Origin of the sequence: Pseudomonas sp. Lb2C2 (assembly GCF_052112205.1) — a bacterium.
Lineage (GTDB): Bacteria > Pseudomonadota > Gammaproteobacteria > Pseudomonadales > Pseudomonadaceae > Aquipseudomonas > Aquipseudomonas kilonensis.
On the sequence record NZ_JAUTYW010000006.1, the window covers coordinates 442,088 to 462,164 of the forward strand.

Annotated in this window: 19 protein-coding genes; 8 read left to right on the top strand and 11 right to left on the bottom strand. The window is 61.1% G+C overall.

The window, feature by feature from the left end:
- Window positions 1–70: 70 nt before the first annotated feature.
- Together cysQ and nudE are read right to left on the bottom strand one after the other, a co-directional pair.
- A complete protein-coding gene (cysQ, locus tag Q7F16_RS20615) occupies window positions 71–898 on the bottom strand; it encodes a 3'(2'),5'-bisphosphate nucleotidase CysQ (RefSeq protein WP_409556872.1) in 828 nt (275 codons plus the stop codon).
- The gene (gene nudE, locus Q7F16_RS20620; protein WP_003196729.1) at window positions 895–1,461 is read right to left on the bottom strand and encodes an ADP compounds hydrolase NudE; all 567 of its coding nucleotides are present in this window, start codon (window positions 1,459–1,461) and stop codon (window positions 895–897) included. The genes cysQ and nudE overlap by 4 nt, the downstream gene beginning before the upstream one ends.
- 88 nt (window positions 1,462–1,549) lie before the next feature.
- On the opposite strand from nudE, the gene yrfG reads away from it, so the two are divergent.
- Entirely contained in the window at window positions 1,550–2,212 is a 663-nt protein-coding gene (yrfG, locus tag Q7F16_RS20625; RefSeq protein WP_046064054.1) for a GMP/IMP nucleotidase, read from the top strand.
- A gap of 576 nt (window positions 2,213–2,788) precedes the next feature.
- On the opposite strand, the gene lysM is transcribed toward yrfG, so the two are convergent.
- Complete coding sequence (gene lysM / locus Q7F16_RS20630; protein ID WP_046064053.1) at window positions 2,789–3,229, bottom strand: peptidoglycan-binding protein LysM; 441 nt, start codon at window positions 3,227–3,229, stop codon at window positions 2,789–2,791.
- Window positions 3,230–3,362: 133 nt separating this feature from the next.
- Between lysM and Q7F16_RS20635 the strand changes: the two genes are divergently transcribed.
- From Q7F16_RS20635 to Q7F16_RS20650, 4 genes are all read left to right on the top strand, one after another.
- A complete protein-coding gene (locus Q7F16_RS20635) occupies window positions 3,363–4,250 on the top strand; it encodes a LysR family transcriptional regulator (protein WP_014336050.1) in 888 nt (295 codons plus the stop codon).
- A 93-nt stretch (window positions 4,251–4,343) separates the two neighbouring features.
- Window positions 4,344–5,183 carry a formate dehydrogenase accessory sulfurtransferase FdhD gene (gene fdhD / locus Q7F16_RS20640; RefSeq protein ID WP_079301464.1) on the top strand — a complete coding sequence of 280 codons (840 nt, stop codon included), beginning with the start codon at window positions 4,344–4,346 and terminating at the stop codon, window positions 5,181–5,183.
- Window positions 5,180–7,528, top strand: coding sequence for an FdhF/YdeP family oxidoreductase (locus tag Q7F16_RS20645; protein WP_409556871.1), 2,349 nt, complete (start codon window positions 5,180–5,182; stop codon window positions 7,526–7,528). Before fdhD ends, Q7F16_RS20645 begins: the two co-directional genes overlap by 4 nt.
- A gap of 261 nt (window positions 7,529–7,789) precedes the next feature.
- A complete protein-coding gene (locus Q7F16_RS20650; RefSeq protein WP_046064050.1) occupies window positions 7,790–8,269 on the top strand; it encodes a glycine zipper domain-containing protein in 480 nt (159 codons plus the stop codon).
- Between the two features lie 78 nt (window positions 8,270–8,347).
- Here Q7F16_RS20650 and Q7F16_RS20655 read toward each other — a convergent pair whose 3' ends face one another.
- The 3 genes from Q7F16_RS20655 to Q7F16_RS20665 all read right to left on the bottom strand — a co-directional run bounded on the left by Q7F16_RS20655 (window position 8,348) and on the right by Q7F16_RS20665 (window position 12,075).
- On the bottom strand, window positions 8,348–8,767 hold the full coding sequence (locus tag Q7F16_RS20655; RefSeq protein WP_046064049.1) for an acyl-CoA thioesterase: 420 nt from the start codon (window positions 8,765–8,767) through the stop codon (window positions 8,348–8,350).
- A gap of 45 nt (window positions 8,768–8,812) precedes the next feature.
- The gene (locus Q7F16_RS20660) at window positions 8,813–10,039 is read right to left on the bottom strand and encodes a 3-hydroxyacyl-CoA dehydrogenase (protein WP_409556870.1); all 1,227 of its coding nucleotides are present in this window, start codon (window positions 10,037–10,039) and stop codon (window positions 8,813–8,815) included.
- 107 nt (window positions 10,040–10,146) lie between these two features.
- Window positions 10,147–12,075 (bottom strand): RecQ family ATP-dependent DNA helicase, encoded by a 1,929-nt coding sequence (locus Q7F16_RS20665; protein ID WP_409556869.1) that lies wholly within the window; start codon window positions 12,073–12,075, stop codon window positions 10,147–10,149.
- A 252-nt stretch (window positions 12,076–12,327) separates the two neighbouring features.
- Between Q7F16_RS20665 and Q7F16_RS20670 the strand changes: the two genes are divergently transcribed.
- Window positions 12,328–12,681, top strand: coding sequence for a DUF1493 family protein (locus tag Q7F16_RS20670; RefSeq protein WP_046064046.1), 354 nt, complete (start codon window positions 12,328–12,330; stop codon window positions 12,679–12,681).
- Between the two features lie 231 nt (window positions 12,682–12,912).
- On the opposite strand, the gene Q7F16_RS20675 is transcribed toward Q7F16_RS20670, so the two are convergent.
- From Q7F16_RS20675 to Q7F16_RS20685, 3 genes are all read right to left on the bottom strand, one after another.
- Window positions 12,913–14,457, bottom strand: coding sequence for a phosphoenolpyruvate carboxykinase (locus Q7F16_RS20675; protein WP_014336039.1), 1,545 nt, complete (start codon window positions 14,455–14,457; stop codon window positions 12,913–12,915).
- A gap of 178 nt (window positions 14,458–14,635) precedes the next feature.
- Window positions 14,636–15,538 (bottom strand): Hsp33 family molecular chaperone HslO, encoded by a 903-nt coding sequence (gene hslO / locus Q7F16_RS20680; protein WP_014336038.1) that lies wholly within the window; start codon window positions 15,536–15,538, stop codon window positions 14,636–14,638.
- Between the two features lie 245 nt (window positions 15,539–15,783).
- A complete protein-coding gene (locus Q7F16_RS20685; protein WP_014336037.1) occupies window positions 15,784–16,188 on the bottom strand; it encodes an RNA-binding S4 domain-containing protein in 405 nt (134 codons plus the stop codon).
- Between the two features lie 236 nt (window positions 16,189–16,424).
- On the opposite strand from Q7F16_RS20685, the gene rimB reads away from it, so the two are divergent.
- Both rimB and rimK read left to right on the top strand, forming a co-directional pair.
- The gene (rimB, locus tag Q7F16_RS20690; protein ID WP_018608792.1) at window positions 16,425–16,907 is read left to right on the top strand and encodes a retropepsin-like aspartic endopeptidase RimB; all 483 of its coding nucleotides are present in this window, start codon (window positions 16,425–16,427) and stop codon (window positions 16,905–16,907) included.
- Window positions 16,904–17,809 carry a 30S ribosomal protein S6--L-glutamate ligase gene (rimK, locus tag Q7F16_RS20695; RefSeq protein WP_003196697.1) on the top strand — a complete coding sequence of 302 codons (906 nt, stop codon included), beginning with the start codon at window positions 16,904–16,906 and terminating at the stop codon, window positions 17,807–17,809. Before rimB ends, rimK begins: the two co-directional genes overlap by 4 nt.
- Window positions 17,810–17,898: 89 nt before the next feature.
- Here the strand turns inward: rimK and Q7F16_RS20700 are convergent, their stop codons facing one another.
- A complete protein-coding gene (locus Q7F16_RS20700; protein WP_003196694.1) occupies window positions 17,899–19,212 on the bottom strand; it encodes an ATP-binding protein in 1,314 nt (437 codons plus the stop codon).
- A 114-nt stretch (window positions 19,213–19,326) separates the two neighbouring features.
- Complete coding sequence (gene ompR, locus Q7F16_RS20705) at window positions 19,327–20,067, bottom strand: osmolarity response regulator transcription factor OmpR (protein WP_003196691.1); 741 nt, start codon at window positions 20,065–20,067, stop codon at window positions 19,327–19,329.
- Between the last annotated feature and the right edge of the window lie 10 nt (window positions 20,068–20,077).

A 20,077-nucleotide genomic window follows, 5' to 3' on the forward strand; every position in this document is an offset into this window, starting at 1 on the left:
GCTACGCAACCGAGCGGGAGCAAGCTCCCTCGCCACAAAAAGCTTTCTTGTCACAAGAATCAGATAGGGTTCAGGAACGAGCAAGCTCCAGCAATTTTTCACGCCAAGCCGCTTTCGCCGGCAACGCCAGGAACGACGTATTCAGCAGCGACTCACGCGGTGGATAGCAGAACGGTTCGCCGCTCAAGTCCAACACCTCGCCACCCGCACCTTCCAATACACCCTGGGCGGCGGCGGTGTCCCATTGGGAGGTCGGCGCCAGCCGTGGATAACAATCCGCCGCACCTTCAGCCACCAGGCAAAACTTCAACGAACTGCCAATACTGGTCAGTTGCAGCTCACCCAGGCTCCCGCTCAGGCCATCCAGCAGGCGCTCCTGCTCCGGGCTGGTGTGCCGACGGCTGGCGACCACGGTAAAAGCTTCACCCGGGGCCAGGACGTCACGAACCACGATAGGCAAAGGCACGCCGCCCTTGTCGCCACGCCAGGCACCCAGCCCTGCGCCGCCGACGTAAAAGCGCCCATTGGTGGGCATCGACACCACCCCGAACACCACACGGCCCTGCTCCACCAACGCGATGTTGACGGTGAACTCCTCGCTGCCGGAAATGAATTCCTTGGTGCCATCCAACGGGTCAACCAACCACCAGCGATGCCAGCCGGCGCGCACGCTTTGGGCAATATCGGCGTCTTCTTCGGAGAGGATCGGAATATCCGGGGCCAGTGCCGTCAACCCGGCCACGATCACATCATGAGCGGCCATGTCTGCGGCAGTCACCGGCGACTCGTCAGCCTTGTGGTTGACCTGCACGTTGGCGCGCCAGAACGGCAGGATTGCCTCGCCGGCCTTGAGCGCCAGCTCGACCACCGGGGCCATCAGCGAATGAGGAAATGTCATGACAGGAATGCTCCACGCTGGGTTAGCAGGTCACGGGCCAGGTACAGCGCCGCCAAGGCCCGGCCCTCCGTGAACTGCGGGTTCTGTGCCAGGGCCGACAGCTCACGCAGGTTGACCTTGTCCACGCGCATCGGCTCGGGCTCGTCACCCTCCAGCCGTTCTTCATACAGATCGGTCGCCAGCACCACCTGGATCTTCTGGCTCATGTAGCCGGGGGACAACGACAGCTCGGTCAGGTGTTCCAACTGGCGCGCACCGAAACCAGCCTCTTCCTTGAGCTCCCGTTCGGCCGCCGCCAGCACGTCTTCGCCTGGCTCGATCAAGCCCTTGGGCAGGGACAGTTCGTAGGCGTCGGTGCCACCGCAATACTCTTCCACCAGCACCGCGTGGTCGGCATCGAGCATCGCCACGATCATCACCGCGCCGTAGCCCGCCCCCTTGCTCGCCAGACGTTCATAGGTGCGCTCAACACCGTTGGAAAACCGCAATTTCAGTTCTTCCACGCAAAACAGGCGGCTGGTAGCGACGATCTGGCGATCGAGTATGGTGGGTTTCTGGCGCATAAACGGCTCCCTGGGCGATAGCGGGCTACTATACCCGGCCTATTCTGATTGTTTGTGTCGGATATCCGATTACCGCTGGAGAAGTTTTATGGCTTTGCTGCCCTGGCATGAGATCGATACGGTTCTGCTGGACATGGACGGCACCCTGCTGGACCTGCATTACGACAACCATTTCTGGCTCGAACACCTGCCCCAGCGCTACGCCGAACTGCATGGCGTGAGCCGGGCGATGGCCGAGATGGAGCTGCAACCGCTGTTCGAGCGCAACGCTGGCCAGTTGCAATGGTATTGCCTGGATTTCTGGAGCACCGAGCTGAAACTGCCGGTGCGCGAACTGAAGTTGGAAACCGCGCACCTGATCGCCTTGCGCCCGGACGCCGATACCTTCCTGGCGGCGATCCAGCGGGCCGGCAAACGCGTGGTGATGATCACCAACGCCCATCGCGATTCATTGTCCTTGAAGCTGGAACGCATCGAACTGGCCCCTTACTTCGACCGCTTGATCAGTTCCCATGACTACGGCTTCCCCAAGGAAAACCCGCAATTCTGGGATGCGCTGCAAGCCGACTTGAATTTCGACCCGGCCCGCAGCCTGTTCATCGACGACACCCTGCCGGTGCTGCGCAGCGCCCGGGACTTCGGCGTGGCGCACTTGCTGGCCGTGAGCGAGCCGGATAGCCGCAAAGGGCCGAAGGACACGGGGGAGTTTGAGGCGTTGGGGGATTATCGGGACTTGATTGCCGGGCTTTGAACCGTGTCGTACTCATCGCGAGCAAGCTCGCTCCCACAGTTGGATCGGGGCACGGCCGGAGAAATAGGCCGGCTGTCAGGCCGCCTCGCGAGCAAGCTTTGCTCCCACAGGTCCTGCCCAAAAAGATCTGACGGGTGTACGGCCGGGAGAGTCAGGTCGGCTCTAAGGCCGCCTCGCTAGCAAGCTTTGCTCCCACAGGTCCTGCTCAAACAGATCTGAGGGGTGTACGACCGGGAGAACCAGGTCGGCTACTAGGCCGCCTCGTGGTGGACGTTGATCTCGGCGCCCCGTTAACCACGATGGCCGAACGCAGGTATTGCGCAGTGGGCACCTCGGCATGGATGCCGAGGTAGCCGCGCTGGGCCATGGATGGCCCTTCGCGGCGGGCCCACGGAGCAATGCCGGAGTGAGGGCACACCGAGCCTAGGCGAGGTGCCGAGTGGTGGGGCAAGAGCGTTTTGGTTACTTTTGCGCTCTTCAAAAGTGACCCGCTGTAAGAGCGGAACCATAAGCCGCCGTTACCGCAGCAATGGATATGCACTCGATCGACAACATCCGGGCTGTCAGGCCTGAAGGTTACTCGGGAATACGCAACACCTGCCCCGGATAGATCTTGTCCGGGTGCGACAGCATCGGTTTGTTGGCCTCGAAAATTTTCTGGTACTTATTCGCATCACCATAAACACGCTTGGAAATGGCACTCAAGGTGTCACCTTTTTCGACTGTCACAAACTTGGCCTCTTTAGCCACCGGACCAGTCACCGTAATCTGGTCGTCGACACTGCCGACACCTGCGATATTGCCCACCGCCAACAGGATCTTTTCCTTCTCTTCCTGGCTCGCTACTTCACCGGTGACGATGACTTTGTCGCCGTCGATGGTCGCCTGGACATTCGGATTACCCAGGCCGACCTTTTCAATATGCTCTTTCAGTTGTTCGCTGGCATTGGCATTGCCGGGGGTCAGCAGGTCGATCAGCTTTTCACCGGCTTCCTTCACAAAGCTAAAGATACTCATGGCACACGCTCCTTGATTTAAGTGTCCAGACGCAAAGACTAGACCAGGCGAAACGAACCCGGTTCCCAACCGACCAATGACCCCGCCACGCGCAAGCGCTAGAATCCGAACCTTCCCGCGCCCTGGAGCGAAGATGGACATCAAGCAGCTGAAATTTCTCATCGCGCTCGACGAAACCCGCCACTTCGGCCAAGCCGCCGCACGCTGCCACATCACCCAGCCGACCCTGTCGATGCGCCTGCGCAGCCTTGAAGAAGAGCTCGACCTGCCGCTGGTCAACCGCGGCCAGCGCTTTGAAGGTTTCACCGCGCCGGGGGAACGGGTGCTGGCCTGGGCGCGCACGGTGTTGGCGGCCTATGACGGGCTGCAGGCCGAAGCGGCGGCCTGTCGCGGCAACCTGGTGGGTACGCTGCGCCTGGGCGTGGTGCCGCTGTCGGACTTCGACCCGATGGCAATGATGCAGCGCTTGCACGCCGAGCACCCAAGCCTGCGTTTCGAATTGTCGTCCCTGAGCTCCGAACGCATCCTTGAACAGTTGGCGAACAACCGTATCGACCTGGGTATTTCCTATCTGGAACGCCTGGACAACGAACGTTTCGAAGCCCTGCCCTTCAGCCACACCCGCATGGGCTTGCTCTACGACCAGCGCTTTTTCTTTTTCGGCGAACAACCGCTTAGCTGGGAAGCGCTGATCGAACTGCCCCTGGGCATGCTCACCAGTGGCATGCATTTTCGCCAATCCATCGATCACAACTTCCACAGCCGGGGCCTCACGCCTCAACCGCTGTTGCAAACCGACGCGGTGCACCAATTGTTACAAGCTGTGCACGGCGGGCTGTGTTGCGCGGTGATGCCCTTGGACAGCGGCCTGAATGTGCTGACCGAAGACTTGCGCATCCAGCCCATCGAAAGCGCGCAGACGTTAGTCCCGCTGGGCCTGATCATGCGACGCGGCGCCCCACGCTCGGCCTTGGCGGAGGCCTGTTTTGCCCTTTATCAGAAATCAGCGACGACTTCTTGATCGACGTCATCTATTGGAAGATCAGTAATAGCGATTAGACGTGGCAGATTGCCGCATTTAGTCTTAACACTATTCCTACTTTCAGTGATGCCTATGAACGACAAGCCTCCGGTCAGTCCAGCGCCTGCGATGGAAACATCCGCGCCGGCCGCCAGCCAGAGCTATCGCTACTGCAACCTGGACCACTCCCAATCGGACAGCACCGCGCTGGCCGAGGAAGTGGCGCTGGCGATTGCCTATAACGGCATCAGCCAGGCGGTCATGCTGGTCACCCCCACCGACCTTGAAGACTTCATCGTCGGCTTCAGCCTCGGCAGCGGCATCATTGAAGACTCATCGGACATCTATGACCTGCAACTGAGCGGTACGGGTGCTGCGCACCATGCCGAGGTGACCATCGCCAACCGTGCCTTCTGGAACCTCAAGCAGCAACGCCGGCAATTGACGGGCACCAGTGGCTGCGGCTTGTGCGGCGTGGAAGCAGTGGAACAGGCATTGCCAAACCTCAAGGTGCTGCCCGGTGCACCGCTGCCACCGGCCCAGTGGCTCGATGGCCTGCGTGACCGTATCAGCCAGTTCCAGCCCTTGGGCCAGTACTGCGGCGCAGTCCACGCCGCGCTGTTCATGAACGCCCAGGGCGAATTGCTGCTGGGTCGCGAAGACATTGGCCGACACAACGCCCTCGACAAGCTGATCGGCGCATTGATCCGGCAGCAGATCCCGGTGGCCGGCGGCGTGGCGATCGTCACCAGCCGTTGCAGCCTCGAACTGATCCAGAAAGTCCTGCGGGCCGGCATACAGACCCTGGTCAGCCTGTCGTCACCCACGGGCCTTGCGGTGCAGTGGGCCCGCCAACACAACCTCAACCTCATCCACCTGCCGCAAAAAAGTGCGCCGCGGGTCTACAGCCCTGCGATGGAGAAACAAGCGTGAGCAATCATCAACAAGCCGACCAGAAACCCGTACCGCGCTACAAGCCCTACAAGGGCCCGGCCGGTGGCTGGGGAGCGCTGATCAGCGTCGCTCAGGCCTGGTTGACCAGCGACAACGCGCTGAAGAATATCCGCATGATGCTCAAGACCAACCAGAATGGCGGTTTTGACTGCCCAGGTTGTGCCTGGGGTGATTCGCCGGAAAGCGGCGTGGTCAAGTTCTGCGAGAACGGCGCCAAGGCCGTGAACTGGGAAGCCACCAAGCGCCGCGTCGATGGTGCATTTTTCGCCAAGCACAGCGTGAGCTCGCTGCTGGAGCAGAGCGACTACTGGCTCGAGTACCAGGGTCGCCTGACCGAGCCAATGCGCTACGACGCCGAAACCGACCGCTACAAGCCCATCAGCTGGGAAGCGGCGTTCGCCCTGGTCGGCAAGCACCTGCAAGGGCTGTCCAGCCCGAACCAGGCCGAGTTCTACACCTCGGGCCGAGCCAGTAACGAAGCGGCCTACTTGTATCAACTGTTCGTGCGCGCCTATGGCACCAACAACTTCCCCGACTGCTCGAACATGTGTCACGAGGCCAGCGGCGTAGCGCTGTCCCAGAGCGTGGGCGTGGGCAAGGGCACGGTGACCTTCGACGATTTCGAGCACGCCGACGCGATTTTCGTCTGGGGCCAGAACCCCGGCACCAACCATCCGCGGATGCTCGAACCGCTGCGCGAGGCGGTGAAACGCGGCGCCCAAGTGGTCTGCATCAACCCGCTCAAGGAGCGTGGCCTGGAGCGCTTCCAGCATCCGCAGAGCCCGATCGAAATGCTCACCAACGGCAATAAGCCGACCAACACCGCCTATTTCCGCCCGGCCCTGGGTGGCGACATGGCGATCTTGCGCGGCATGGCGAAGTTCCTGCTGCAGTGGGAGCGCGAAGCGCAGAACACTGGCGCTGCGGCAGTGTTCGACCACGCGTTCCTCAACGAACACAGCACCAACGTGCTGGACTACCTGGCTGCGGTCGACGATACGCCGTGGGAACAGATCGTCGAGCAATCGGGCATGACCCTGGTCGACATCGAGCAAGCGGCGCGCATGTACGCCAAAAGCGAGAACGTGATCATGTGCTGGGCGATGGGTATTACCCAGCACCGTCATTCGGTGGCGACCATCCAGGAAATCGCCAACGTGATGATGCTGCGCGGCAACATCGGCCGGCCAGGCGCAGGCCTGTGTCCGGTACGCGGCCACAGCAACGTTCAGGGCGACCGGACCATGGGCATCAACGAGCGTCCGCCAGTGGCGTTCCTCGACTCGCTGGAGCGGCGCTTCCAATTCAAGGTGCCGCGTGAAAACGGCCACAACGTAGTCGAGGCGATCCACGCCATGGCCGACGGCCAGGCGAAGGTGTTCATCGCCCTGGGCGGAAACTTTGCCCAAGCCACACCGGACAGCCATCGCACGTTCCAGGCCTTGGCCAATTGCGACCTGACGGTGCAGATCAGCACCAAGCTCAACCGCAGCCATCTGGCTCACGGCAAGGAGGCGCTGATCCTGCCGTGCCTGGGTCGCACCGACATCGACCTGCAAACCGAAGGTGCGCAAGCGGTGACCGTGGAAGACTCCTTCAGCATGGTGCATGCCTCCAGGGGCCAGTTGCAGCCGCTGTCGAACCAGATGCGCTCTGAACCGTGGATCATCGCCGGCATTGCCGCCGCCACGCTGGGTAGCCGCCCGGTGGACTGGAACTGGCTGGTGGCCGACTACAGTCGCATCCGCGATCTGATCGCCGAGACCGTACCCGGCTTCAAGGACTTCAACGAAAAGCTGAAGAACCCCGGCGGATTCTATCTGGGCAACAGCGCCGGCTCGCGGCGCTGGAACACCCCGTCGGGCCGCGCCAACTTCAAGCCCAACCGGTTGCCGACCGACCTTGTGCATGAACGCACTCGGGCCACCGGCCAGTTGCCCGACCTGATCATGCAGTCCATGCGTTCCCACGATCAGTACAACACCACCATTTATGGCCTGGATGACCGCTATCGCGGTGTGAAGGGCCAGCGTGACGTGTTGTTTGCCAACGAAGCGGACATCATTCGCCTGGGCTTCAAGCCGGGACAGAAAGCCGACATCGTCTCGCTCTGGGATGACGGGCGTGAACGCCGGGTCAAGGGCTTTACCCTGCTGGCGTTCGACATACCCGCCGGGCAGGCAGCGGCCTACTACCCTGAAGTGAACCCGCTGGTGCCACTGGAAAGCACGGGCGACGGCAGCCATACCCCAACGTCGAAATTCGTCGCGATCCGCCTGGAAGCGGCGAGTGAGGATGGACTGATCCTGGCCAAGTCGGCCTGATATAACGTGCGAGTAGATTAGGTTGTGTGGGAGCAAGCTTTGCTCCCCCACTCACATCGTTTCGAACGCCCACAAAAAAGGCCGTTTTCCATAGAAAACGGCCTGTCCGAAGTAGCTAAAGACCGGCCAATTCATCTTAAGTTCCCACTAAAAAACAATAACTTAGAGAATTGTGCACAAGTCGTGTTACTCGTCGGATTTCTATTGTAACCAAGCGAAGCCAGCCTCAGGATCGCGCCGTCATCCCTTTGAGGCTCCTCTATGAAGTTCTCCTCCATTCTCTTGTTGTCCCTTAGCCTGACCAGTGGCATCGCTTCTGCCGGTGGCACTGCCGAAGCAGGCGTGGGCGGCGCATTGGGCGGGGTTTTGGGTTCGGTCGTCGGCCAGTCCCTGGGCGGCAACACCGGTTCCACTATCGGCGCGGCGCTGGGCGGTGCGGGCGGCAGTGCAGTCGGTGCAGACAGACACAGCCGCGGCGAAGCAGCGATCGGCGGTGCGCTGGGCGCAGCCGGCGGTAACGTGGTCGGCCGTAGCGTCGGCGGCACCACTGGCAGCCTGATCGGTGCGGCGGCGGGCGGCGGCGCTGGTGGCGCACTGGGTAACTACATGGGCAAGGACGATGACGATGATCGTCGTTATGACGGTCGCCGTGGTGACCGCCGCTACTACCGTGACGGCCACCCAGGTCGCGGCCATGCCTACGGGCATCGCAAAAAACATCATCGCCACTACCGCGACTAACGGCTGACTGATATCCGCCGTTGAAGATCGCAGCCTCCGGCAGCTCCCAGAGCTGGCAGGAGGCTGCGATTTTTTGTTTCAGACCACCAACTGTTCCAAAGCCCCACGCAGCCGATCCGGAATCGCCACTGGCCGATTCGACGCCCGGTCCACGAATACGTGAACAAAACGTCCCGCCGCGCAAGCCTCCTCCTCGCCCGCCTTGAACACCGCCAGCTCGTATTGCACCGAACTGCTGCCCAGCTTGCCGACCCGCAGGCCAATTTCAATCCGGTCCGGAAAGGCAATCGAGGCAAAGTAGTCGCAGGCTGAACTCACCACGAACCCCACCACCTCTCCGTCATGGATATCCAGGCCGCCAACTTCGATCAGGTAGGTATTCACTGCGCTATCGAAAAAGCTGTAGTAGGTGACGTTATTGACGTGACCGTACACATCGTTGTCGTGCCAGCGCGTGGTGATGGCTTGCAAGTATGGGTATTCGTTGCGTTGGGGCATCAGGTGTCCGTCATGGTTGTTCAATGATCCTGGCGTTGCACGGCCTCAGGCCTGCGCGACCCCCTTGCCCTGCGCTGCCAGCTCACCGATCAGGCGCGCGGGCTTCCACTGGTCGCCCTGCTTCGTTTCGAGCTCCAGCAGGCGTGTGTGGATATTCTCCAGCCCCTGCCCGTCGGCCCAAGCCATCGGCCCGCCCTTGTCCACTGGGAAGCCGTAACCGTTCAGGTAGACCAGGTCGATATCGTGGGCCGACTCGGCAATGCCTTCCTGCAGGATCTTTGCCCCCTCGTTGACCAGCGCCAGCAAGCACCGCTCGAGGATTTCTTCCGGGCCGATCTCGCGCCGCTGGAAACCCAGCGCTTCACTGACCCCTAGTACCAGCGCATCCACCTCGACATCATGCTCGGCCTGTCGACTGCCCGGCTCGTAGTGATAGTACCCATTGCCGCTTTTCTGGCCGAACCGCCCCAGCTCGCACAAACGGTTGTCCACTTGCACCTCGGGCGCGTCCTGGCCCTTGCCCGCCAGCTCACGGGCGCGCCACTCCAGATCGATGCCAACCACGTCGTACATACGAAACGGTCCCATGGCGAAGCCAAAGCCTTGCAACGCCGCATCCACCTGATGGGGGAATGCCCCCTCCAGCAGCATCTTGCGCGCTTCCAGCACATAAGGATGAAGCATTCGGTTGCCAATGAATCCATGGCAATTGCCCGATACAACGCTGACCTTGCCCATGCGCTTGCCCAGCACCAACGCCGCGTCCAGCACCGTTTTGGAGGTTTGTGCGCCGCGGACGATTTCCAGCAGCTTCATGATGTGCGCCGGGCTGAAGAAATGCAGGCCCAGGACCTGGATTGGCCGGCGGGTGACAGCGGCGATGGCATCGATGTCCAGCGCCGAGGTGTTGCTCGCCAGGATGGCTTCGGGCTTGAGCAGGCCGTCCAGCTCACGAAAGATTTTCTGTTTGAGCTCAAGGTTTTCGTAAACCGCTTCGATCACCAGGTCCACATTGCGGATTGCCGCGTAATCCTGCGCCCGTGTCACCCGGGCGATCCGCGCATCGGCCTCACCCTGGTCGATACGGCCCTGGCGCACGCCATGGGCATAGGTCTCGGCCACGGCGACCAGGGCCTGCTCGAGCATCTGTGGATTGTTGTCGACCCACTGCACCGCCACGCCAGCGTTGGCCAGGCACATCACGATGCCCCTGCCCATGGTGCCTGCTCCGACCACCGCGGCACGCTGAATATCGAAAGGTGTCTGGTTCATGTTGGCTCTCTTGTTGGCGATCCGAAGACAGCCTTCACCTTAGTCAGCCGCCGAATATTTTTGAAATTTATTCGTGTGATGAAGGGCATTCAGCGGATGGATGCAGCTCACAGGTGCGCTTGGATCCACTGGCGAACTTCAGCGTATGGATACGCTTCCAGTGCGGCATAGCCGTGGATCTTCCGCGCCTTCAATCGGGTGAACAGCGGCACGCTGATTGCGCACAGGAAGCGGGTGAGGCGCTCGGCAGACGGCACGCTGCCGCTATGCTGCTCGTGCTTGTGGATAAAGTCACCACACAGCGCCTCGAAGTTTTTATCCACAAGCGCCGGCAACACAGGCGGCTCCGGCAGGCGAGCGACATGCCCATGGCACACCGAACAATGGCCGCACTGGCGTGGCGCATTGTCATCGCCGAAATATTGCGCCAGGCGGTAACCCAGGCAATGGTCGGTGGCGAACAACTCGAGCATGGCGTGGATCCGCGCGATTTCGCTGTGTTCGTGCCGGGTGAAATAGGCATGCAGCTCGGCACTCAAGACCTGCACGTCCAGGTCCACGTCCAACACGCTGTACACCTCGGTCATCTGTTTGCTTTCCAGCTCGATCCAGCCCTTTTCCTGGAAATAATCCAGCGCCTTGACCACGCGATTACGCTCAGCGTGATACTGCTGGTACATCCCGTCGAAATTCACCGTGGCCCAGGCCCGGGCGCGACTGGAGGTCTGGATGATGGCCGAGACGAAGTCCCTTCGCTCGCCTTCGAAGCGCTCCAGCAGTTCTTGCGGCTCCGTCAGGAACTTGAAGCGGTACTCCGCGAAATAGGCATAGCGTGGCGCGATCAGCCGGCGCAGCTCCAACTGGACCAGCAGCGTCTTGAGCGGCAGTTGCCGGATGTTGCTCTGGTCCGCCAATGGTCCCAGCAAGAACTCCCATTGCCCATCGGGGCCGGCGGCCTTGAGTTCATCGAGCACGCAACGAATGCCTGCAAGTTCCGGCGTATCGCCATACACAAAGTTTTCCAGCACGTTGAGACTGTCGCGGTTGGCCAGCACCAGGCAATCGGACGGCTGACCATCCCGCCCGGCCCGGCCGATTTCCTGGCTGTAGTTCTCGATGGATTTGGGCAGGTCGAAATGCACGACATTGCGGATATCGCTCTTGTCGATGCCCATGCCGAAAGCGATGGTCGCGACGATGCAATTGGATTGCCCGCCCATGAACCGCCGCTGGATATCTTCGCGTTGTTCATGGGGCAAACCGGCGTGATAAGCCTCGGCCACGATACCGTGCTGGCCCAGGTGTTCGGCGATCTGCTCGGCGGTTCGCTGCAAGGTGACGTAGACAATGCTCGGTTGCCCGGCCCGCTCGCCCAGCCATTGCACCAGCCGTGCGCGCTTGTCGGCACCCAGCACGGGCTCGACCAGCAGATTGAGGTTCGACCGGTAGAAACCGGTCGTCACCACATCCGTGGCAGAGATGGCGAATTTCGCCTGCATATCGGCGATGACCTTGGGTGTAGCGGTGGCTGTCAGCAGCAAAACCAGGGGAATGTTGAACTGGTGCTGGTAATCGGGAAGCTTGAGGTAGTCAGGTCGGAAGTTATGCCCCCATTCGGAAATACAGTGGGCCTCGTCCACCACCAGCAACGAGATCGGCACCTGCTGCAGGAAATTGCGAAAGCGCTCGTTCTTCAGGCGCTCCACGGAGATCATCAGGATCTTCAACTCGCCCGAACGGGCCCGCGCCATGGCATCGTTGGTTTCGTCACGGCCCTGGGCCGAATCGATACTCGCCGCCGCGATGCCGTGGCGCTTGAGGAACGCCAACTGGTCCTGCATCAGCGCCAGCAACGGTGAGACCACCAGGGTCAGGTGCGGCAAGAGCAGGGCCGACAATTGATAACACAGGGACTTGCCCGAGCCGGTGGGGAAAATGGCCGCCGCCGACCGACCGGCCAGCACGGCGCCGATGGCCGCCTCCTGACCGGGACGAAACTGTGGATAACCGAAAACCTGTTCCAGGGTGCTGTGCATGCGCGGTCGCTCCTTTGACTGCTGCGATGCCCAAAGCCTAGCGGGACAATGCAGCGAGTCGAGAAAAGGTCGGGGTCGAATCGATACGGGATGATACAGCCTGGCGCTCAAGACTTTGTTCATGAAACGGAACCATGCCACATCCGTTTTCGCCGCTATATGTGAGACGTTTCTTCTTTTTCCAACGGGCAACGATTTCACCCTAAGCTTTCCATCCATACAGACGCGCCCCAACACCCCGGAAACCTCGCCATGTACCTCGCCCCAGACTTCCCCGACGATCACACCATGCGCCAGCTCATGGAGCTGCTGCACGAAGAAATCGGCCTGCCTGAACGCAAGACGATTCGCCTGGACACCGCGATCAATCTCGACCTGGGTTGCGATGGCGCGGACGCCCGGCATCTGATGGAGGCACTGGAGGAGCGCTTCGCCATCGAGCTCATCGACTACGATGCCTACCGCTATTTTCAGCCTGAAGGATTTGATGTGTTTCAAAAGCGCAGGGCCAAGGGCCGTGGGAACAAGACGCCACTGACCATCGGCATGCTCTACAAGGCAATCAAGGCGCAACGATGGGATACGCGGGAAGTGGAAGGGGGCTAGTCAACCTGCACGGCTTAAGTGGCATTATTCTGGCTGTATTCCTCTATTTCAGGTGGAATAATGGCAGTTACTTTAGGTCGACGTTCATAAGCCTCGCAGGAATCGCAGCCTTTTCATTTTCCCCAAGCCAGCGCAGCGAGCCTCCAAACTAAGTGCATTCCAGCTTTCACACAAATAGCCGCCCATAAAAAACCGCCCATAAAGGGCGGTTTTTTATTCACCAACCAAGCCTTACAGCTGTGGACCTGCCGCCTTGATCGCGTCGCTCACGTCGAACTTCTTGAAGTTCTCGGTGAACAGACCGGCCAATGCCTTGGCCGCTTCGTCGTAGGCAGCTTTGTCGGCCCAGGTGTTGCGTGGGTTCAACAGGACAGTCTCGACGCCTGGGACAGCCAGCGGCACGTCCAGATTGATGATGTCCAGGTGCTCGGTTTCAGCACCGATCAGCGCGCCGCTCTGGATCGCCGCGATCACCGCACGGGTGGTCGGGATGTTGAAGCGCTTGCCGACGCCGTAGCCGCCGCCGGTCCAGCCGGTGTTGACCAGGTAGACCTTGGAGCCGAAACCACGGATGCGCTTGATCAGCAGCTCAGCGTATTCACCAGCCGGACGCGGGAAGAACGGGGCGCCGAAGCAGGTGGAGAAGGTCGACTTGATGCCGCTGCCCGAACCCATTTCGGTCGAACCCACCAGCGCGGTGTAGCCGGACAGGAAGTGGTAGGCGGCTTGTTCTTCGCTGAGGATCGACACTGGCGGCAGTACACCGGTCAGGTCGCAGGTCAGGAAGATCACGGCGTTTGGCTCGCCACCGAGGTTTTTCGGTGCGCGTTTTTCGATCAGCTCACGCGGGTAGGCGGCGCGGCTGTTCTGGGTCAGGCTGTCGTCGGCGTAGTCGGCTTTCTTGGTGACCGGGTCGAGGACGACGTTTTCCAGTACGGCGCCGTGCTGGATGGCTTTCCAGATAACCGGCTCGTTCTTCTCGGACAGGTCGATGCACTTGGCATAGCAGCCGCCTTCGATGTTGAAGACCACGCCCACGCCCCAGCCGTGCTCGTCGTCACCGATCAGGTAACGGCTTTCATCGGCGGACAGGGTGGTCTTGCCAGTGCCCGACAGGCCGAAGAACAGGGTCACATCGCCTTCTTCGCCCATGTTCGCGGCGCAGTGCATCGGCAGCACGTCAACGGCCGGCAGCAGGAAGTTCTGCACGGAGAACAGGGCTTTCTTCATTTCACCGGCGTAGCGCATGCCGGCGATCAGCACTTTCTTGGCCGCGAAGTTGATGATCACGGTGCCGTCGGAGTTGGTGCCGTCACGCTCAGGCTCGCAAACGAAATTCGGCGCGTTGAGGATCTGCCACTCATCCTTGCCGCCGGCGTTGTATTGCTCGGGGTTGATGAACAGGCAACGGCCAAACAGATTGTGCCACGCGGTCTCGGTGGTCATCTTGACTGGCAGGTAGTGCGCAGGATCGGAGCCTACATGCACGTGGGAGACGAAACGCTCGCGCTCGCCCAGGTAGGCTTCGACGCGGCTCCACAGGGCATCGAACTTGTCGGCCGGGAACTTGCGGTTGATCGGGCCCCAGGCGATGGCGTCCTGGGTGGTTGGCTCTTCCACGATGAAACGGTCGACTGGCGAGCGACCGGTACGATGACCGGTACGAACAACCAGCGCGCCAGTATCGGCAAGCTCGCCTTCACCGCGATTCAGGGCTTCTTTGACCAGATCATCGACACTCAGATCGGTGTACACGGCGTTATTGGCTTGCGTCATGAGATTCCCCGTCGGCCCGTGGCCGAGTGCTCCAAACGTTTTGTAGTAGGAAGTCGCGCACTACTACCCGAAAAAAGTGGGCCGGATTATGCCAGAAAACCCCAAAAAGAGTAGGGCCCTCCCGTCAGTACGGCGTAAATCCGGCGTTTGCCAGGAGATTTACCTGCGCTGAAACGTTTTAGTGACGAGTATCTGACGGTGTGTCGACACCCGCACCAGCGAACAATTGAGCGATGTCCGCCGCGTCGAACAGGTAGCGCTCGTTGCAAAACTGGCAATCGACCTCGATGGCACCGCCATGCTCGATCACCAGTTGCTGCGCATCTTCCAGACCCAGACTGACCAGCGCATTGGCGGAACGTTCACGAGAGCAACTGCATTGGAAGCGCAACGGCTGGCCGTCGAACAAGCGTACCTGCTCCTCGTGATAGAGGCGATGCAGCACGGTTTCGTTGTCCAGGCTCAACAGCTCATCGGCGCTCAGGGTGCTGGCCAGAGCGGTGATGTGCTGCCAACTGGCGTCACGTTCTTCCGGGTCGCGCAGACGGTCGGCAGGCAGTTGCTGCAGCAGTAAACCGCGAGCGCGCCGCCCGTCGGCGTAAAGCCAGAAGCGGGTATTGGTCTGCTGGGACATGACGAAGTAGTTGGTGAAGCAATCGGCCAGGGTTGCCCCGTCCAGATCGACAATTCCCTGGTAACGCTGGCCTTGGGTCGGATCGACCGTGAGGGCCAGCACGCCATTGGGCATCATATCGGCCAGCGTTGCGTCAGGCCCGATCTGCTCGGCGTCATAACGGGCCAGGCCACGGATTTCGCGCTCACTGGAGCACTCGATCATCAGCAACGGCACCGGACCATCGGAACGCGCCTGGAGAATCAGCAAGCCATCGAACTTCAAGGTGCCCACCAACAACGCCGCAGCCGCCATCAGCTCGCCGAGCATTTGTGCGACCGGCTCGGGGTAGGGGTGCTTGGCGAGGACTTCGGCGTAGCTACGCTCCAACGCCACCAGCTCGCCACGGGCGTCGCTGTCATCGAAGATGAAACGTTGGGTGTAGTCGGTATCCGGTAAATCAGTCATAGGGTCTGGTATCTGAGGTGATGACAAATGATGGCGGGCATTTTATGGGCATTCAGGGCGGGTTCCAAGCAAGGCTTGGGTTTGCCTGACGGGAAGGGGCTGACGCCTCATCTGAATGTGTAGGCTGACACATTGTGGCGAGGGAGCTTGCTCCCGCTGGGCTGCGCAGCGGCCCCAAAATCTTACGGTCGCTGCGCAACCGAGCGGTAGCAAGCTCCCTCGCCACGGGTGAAATGACCGGCGCTTTATTCGCTATTGCTGCCACGAAACTTGAACAGGTCCCGGCGCTGCTTCTTGCTCGGCTTGCCGTCGGTGCTGACACCCAGGGCGCCGGCCTTGCGTTGCGCGGCGGCGGTTTCACGCTTGGCGATACTGGCTTCGGTTTCGCGATACAGCGTCTGCGCTTCAGGTGCGCCGCGACGCACGATCGACAGGGCCTCGACTACCACGGTCTTTTCATCGAACCCGGTGCGGATGACAAATTCATCGCCAACGCGGGGCTCTTTGCCCGGTTTGCAACGCTCTCCCCGGTGATGGACCTTGCCGCTTTCGATGGCGGTCTTGGCCAGGGCCCGCGTCTTGTAGAATCGCGCCGCCCACAACCATTTATCGAGACGGACCTTGTCGTCCTCTTCCTTTTTTTGTGCCACTGCGTTTCCTCTTTTCTGCCAATAGCCGGAACTGTACTACCGTTTTTGTCGAGCGCACGAATCCGGCCCGACGGATAGAATGCCCGCCGAACCACCGTCACACACATGGCTTGGGTCGCAATCGGTTACAAGCACAAACAAGTGCGTAGATAACTGTCGCCATTTTGTGATTATTCTGCGTGAATACCGCGATTCGCGGAGTCCACGATCCGATGTACTGATCGCAGGTTTTTTTATTGAAGACTTTTGACCATTTGACCGTTGTCGGTCTGCGCGAGTGGGTGGCGCTCCCGGATCTGGGAGTCGTGGGCCTGCGGGCAAAAATCGACACCGGCGCCAGCACCTCCAGCCTGCATGCCACCGACATCGAGCCGTTCGAGCGCGATGGCGAAAAGTGGGTGCGCTTCACTGCGCACCTCGGCACGGTGGTGCAGTTGCGCCATCGCCGCTGCGAAGCGCCGCTGGTGGCCCGCAAGACCATAAAGAGTTCCAACGGCCACGCTCAGGTCCGCTACGTGATCAGCACCACGCTGGCGCTGGGTGACCGGGTCTGGCGGGTCGAGTTCACCCTTGCCTGCCGCAAATCCATGCGATATCGCCTGCTACTGGGTTCCAAAGCCTTGATCGACGGCCAACTGGTGGTCAATCCAGGTACCAAATACGTTCAAGACAAGCCGGCATTCCCGGTGTCCACTACCTCTGCCACAGGTGTTGCATGAAGATCGCTGTGCTGTCGCGTAATCCGCGTCTGTATTCCACTCGTCGCCTGGTTGAAGCCGGGACCGAACGAGGCCATGAAATGGTGGTGATCGATACCCTGCGCGCCTACATGAACATTGCCAGCCACAAGCCGCAGATCCATTACCGTGGCAAGCCGCTGGAAGGGTTCGATGCGGTGATCCCGCGCATCGGCGCATCGGTGACGTTCTATGGCTGCGCCGTGTTGCGTCAGTTCGAAATGATGGGAGTGTTTCCCCTCAACGAGTCGGTGGCCATCGCCCGCTCCCGGGACAAGTTGCGCTCGCTGCAGTTGCTGTCACGGCGCGGGATCGGCCTGCCCGTAACCGGTTTTGCCCACTCCCCCGACGACATTCCCGACCTGATTGCGATGGTCAATGGCGCACCGCTGGTGATCAAGGTGCTGGAAGGCACCCAGGGCATCGGAGTGGTCTTGTGTGAAACCGCAACGGCGGCGGAATCGGTGATCGAGGCGTTCATGGGCCTGAAGCAGAACATCATGGTCCAGGAGTACATCAAGGAAGCCGGTGGCGCGGACATCCGCTGCTTCGTCGTCGGCGACAAAGTGATTGCCTCGATGAAACGCCAGGCCAAGCCCGGAGAGTTTCGCTCCAACCTGCATCGCGGTGGTAGTGCCAGCCTGATCAAGATCACTCCGGAAGAACGCATGACCGCCCTGCGGGCCGCAAAAGTCATGGGCCTGGCCGTGGCGGGCGTGGACATCCTGCGCTCCAACCACGGACCGCTGGTGATGGAGGTCAACTCCTCGCCCGGCCTGGAAGGGATCGAGACCACCACGAGCAAGAACGTGGCAGGGATCATCATCGAGCATTTGGAAAAGAATGGCGGGCCGAACATGACCCGGACCAAGGGCAAGGGTTAACTCAACACAAACCCTGCGGGAGTGAGCCTTTGTGGGAGCCGAGCTTGCTCCCACAGGTTCTTCCACAGGCCTCAGCCAGACGAAGGCCGCTACACCGCATCCCGAGGCAGCATCAAGCCCAACGGCAAGCGCACCCGAGCTTCCAGCCCACCACCGACGCGGTTACGCAGCTCGACGTTGCCGCCGTGCATCGAGGCGATGCGCTTGACGATGGCCAGGCCCAGCCCCGTGCCCTTCCCGCCCCGGGCGCGATCACCGCGAGTGAAGGGGTTGAAAATGGCTTCCAGCTCAGAGGGATCGATGCCGGCGCCACGGTCCATGACGCTCAGCACCACGTAAGGCGCGCTGGTGTCACCGGAGACATAGGCCGCGACTTCGACACCGGTGCCCGCGTGGTTCAGCGCATTGCCGATCAGGTTGTTCAGCAAACGCTTCATCGACACGCGGCGCAACGGGAACGGCTGGATCGGCTCCAGGCGCAGGTGCACTTTCTCATCGTTCTGGTTATAGGGCGCGGCCACTTCCCGCACCAGTTCACTGAGGTCCACCTCTTCCACCGACTCGTCACGACCGTCGCGAATGAACGCCAGGAACTGGTCGAGAATCGCGTCCATGTCCTCGATGTCGCGGACCATCTCGTCGGTCAGGTCGGTGTGCTCGCCCATCAACTCCAGCGACAACCGCAGCCGGGTCAGCGGCGTGCGCAGGTCATGGGAGACGCCAGCGAGCATCAGTTCGCGTTCGCGCCCGGCCTGTTCGACATCCTCGGCCATCTGGTTGAAAGCACGGTAGACCTCGGTCATCTCGCTGGGCGTATCGCTGATGGGCAGCCGCACGCTGCGCCCCTGGCCCAGTTGGCGGGCGGCGTAGACCAGGCGTTTCAACGGTTGGTTGAGCTGGCTGACGAAAATCCACGCCGACGCCGTCGACAGCAGGCCGATGGCCAGGAACCAGCCGAGCACGTTCCAGATTTTCTGGCCGCGCAGCGGATGCGGGTACAACGGCACTTTCAGCCAGCCATCCCCCAGGCTCGGGGCCCGCACCCACAGCGCCGGCGGCGAGTGCATGCGCAATCGCACCTCGGTATCGGCGCCCAGTTCGGCCTGCATCTGGCGTTGATAGATCTCGCTGTAGGGCCAGTGCTGCTCGCCCTCTGGCACGCCGGCACCGACAACGCGGATCAGCGTCGCCGCCTCGGCAATTTTCGCTCGGTTGGTTTCGTCCGCCGCCCAATAGGCCCGCAGGGTCAAGGCAACGCCGTGGCTGTACTGCCGGTCCACGAGCACGTCTTCGTTCATCAGCAGGTACACCAGCGTCAGTGCCTTGGAGAAGAGCACGACGATCAGCACCAGCCAGAGGGTGCGGGAGAAGAAACTCTGGGGGAACCAAACGGGGGTTTTCATGAATAACCGCTACACACTTGCAGGAGCGAGCGATGCTCGCACAATGACAGACCGCGAGTCGCCTGGAAGAAGACATTTCAACCGGCCAGGCCACCCGCTCCTACAAATCGCCGATCACTTGCTGGCGGCACCATCCGGTACGAACACATAACCCACGCCCCAGACGGTCTGGATATACCGCGGCTTGGAAGGATCGGGTTCGATCATCCGGCGCAGGCGGGAAATCTGCACGTCGATGGAGCGCTCCAGCGCATCCCATTCACGACCACGGGCCAGGTTCATCAACTTGTCGCGGGTCAGCGGCTGGCGGGCGTTCATCACCAGGGCCTTGAGCACGGCGAACTCACCGGTGGTGAGCATGTGGACCTCATCGCCGCGCTTGAGCTCGCGAGTGGCCAGGGACAGCTCATAGTCGCCGAAGGTCACGCTCTCATCTTCGCTGCCTGGCGCGCCAGGTACCGGCGCCGACTGGCGACGCAGCACCGCCTTGACGCGGGCCATCAGCTCGTCGGGGTTGAACGGCTTGGCCAGGTAATCGTCGGCGCCCAGTTCAAGACCCTTGATACGGCTCAGCTCGTCGCCCTTGGCGGTGAGCATGATGATCGGGATCTGGTTGTTGGCACCGCGCAGGCGGCGGCAGGCTGTCAGGCCGTCCTCACCGGGCAGCATCAGGTCGAGCACCACCAGGTTGAAAACTTCACGGGCCAGCAGTCGGTCCATTTGCTCGGTGTTCGGTACGGTGCGGGCGCGGTAGCCCTTGCTGACGAAAAAGCGTTCCAGCAAGCTGCTCAGCCCCGGATCGTCGTCAACAATAAGAATTTTTTCGCCTTCAGCAGTTTGTGCAGTGCTGCTCATAGGAAGCTCC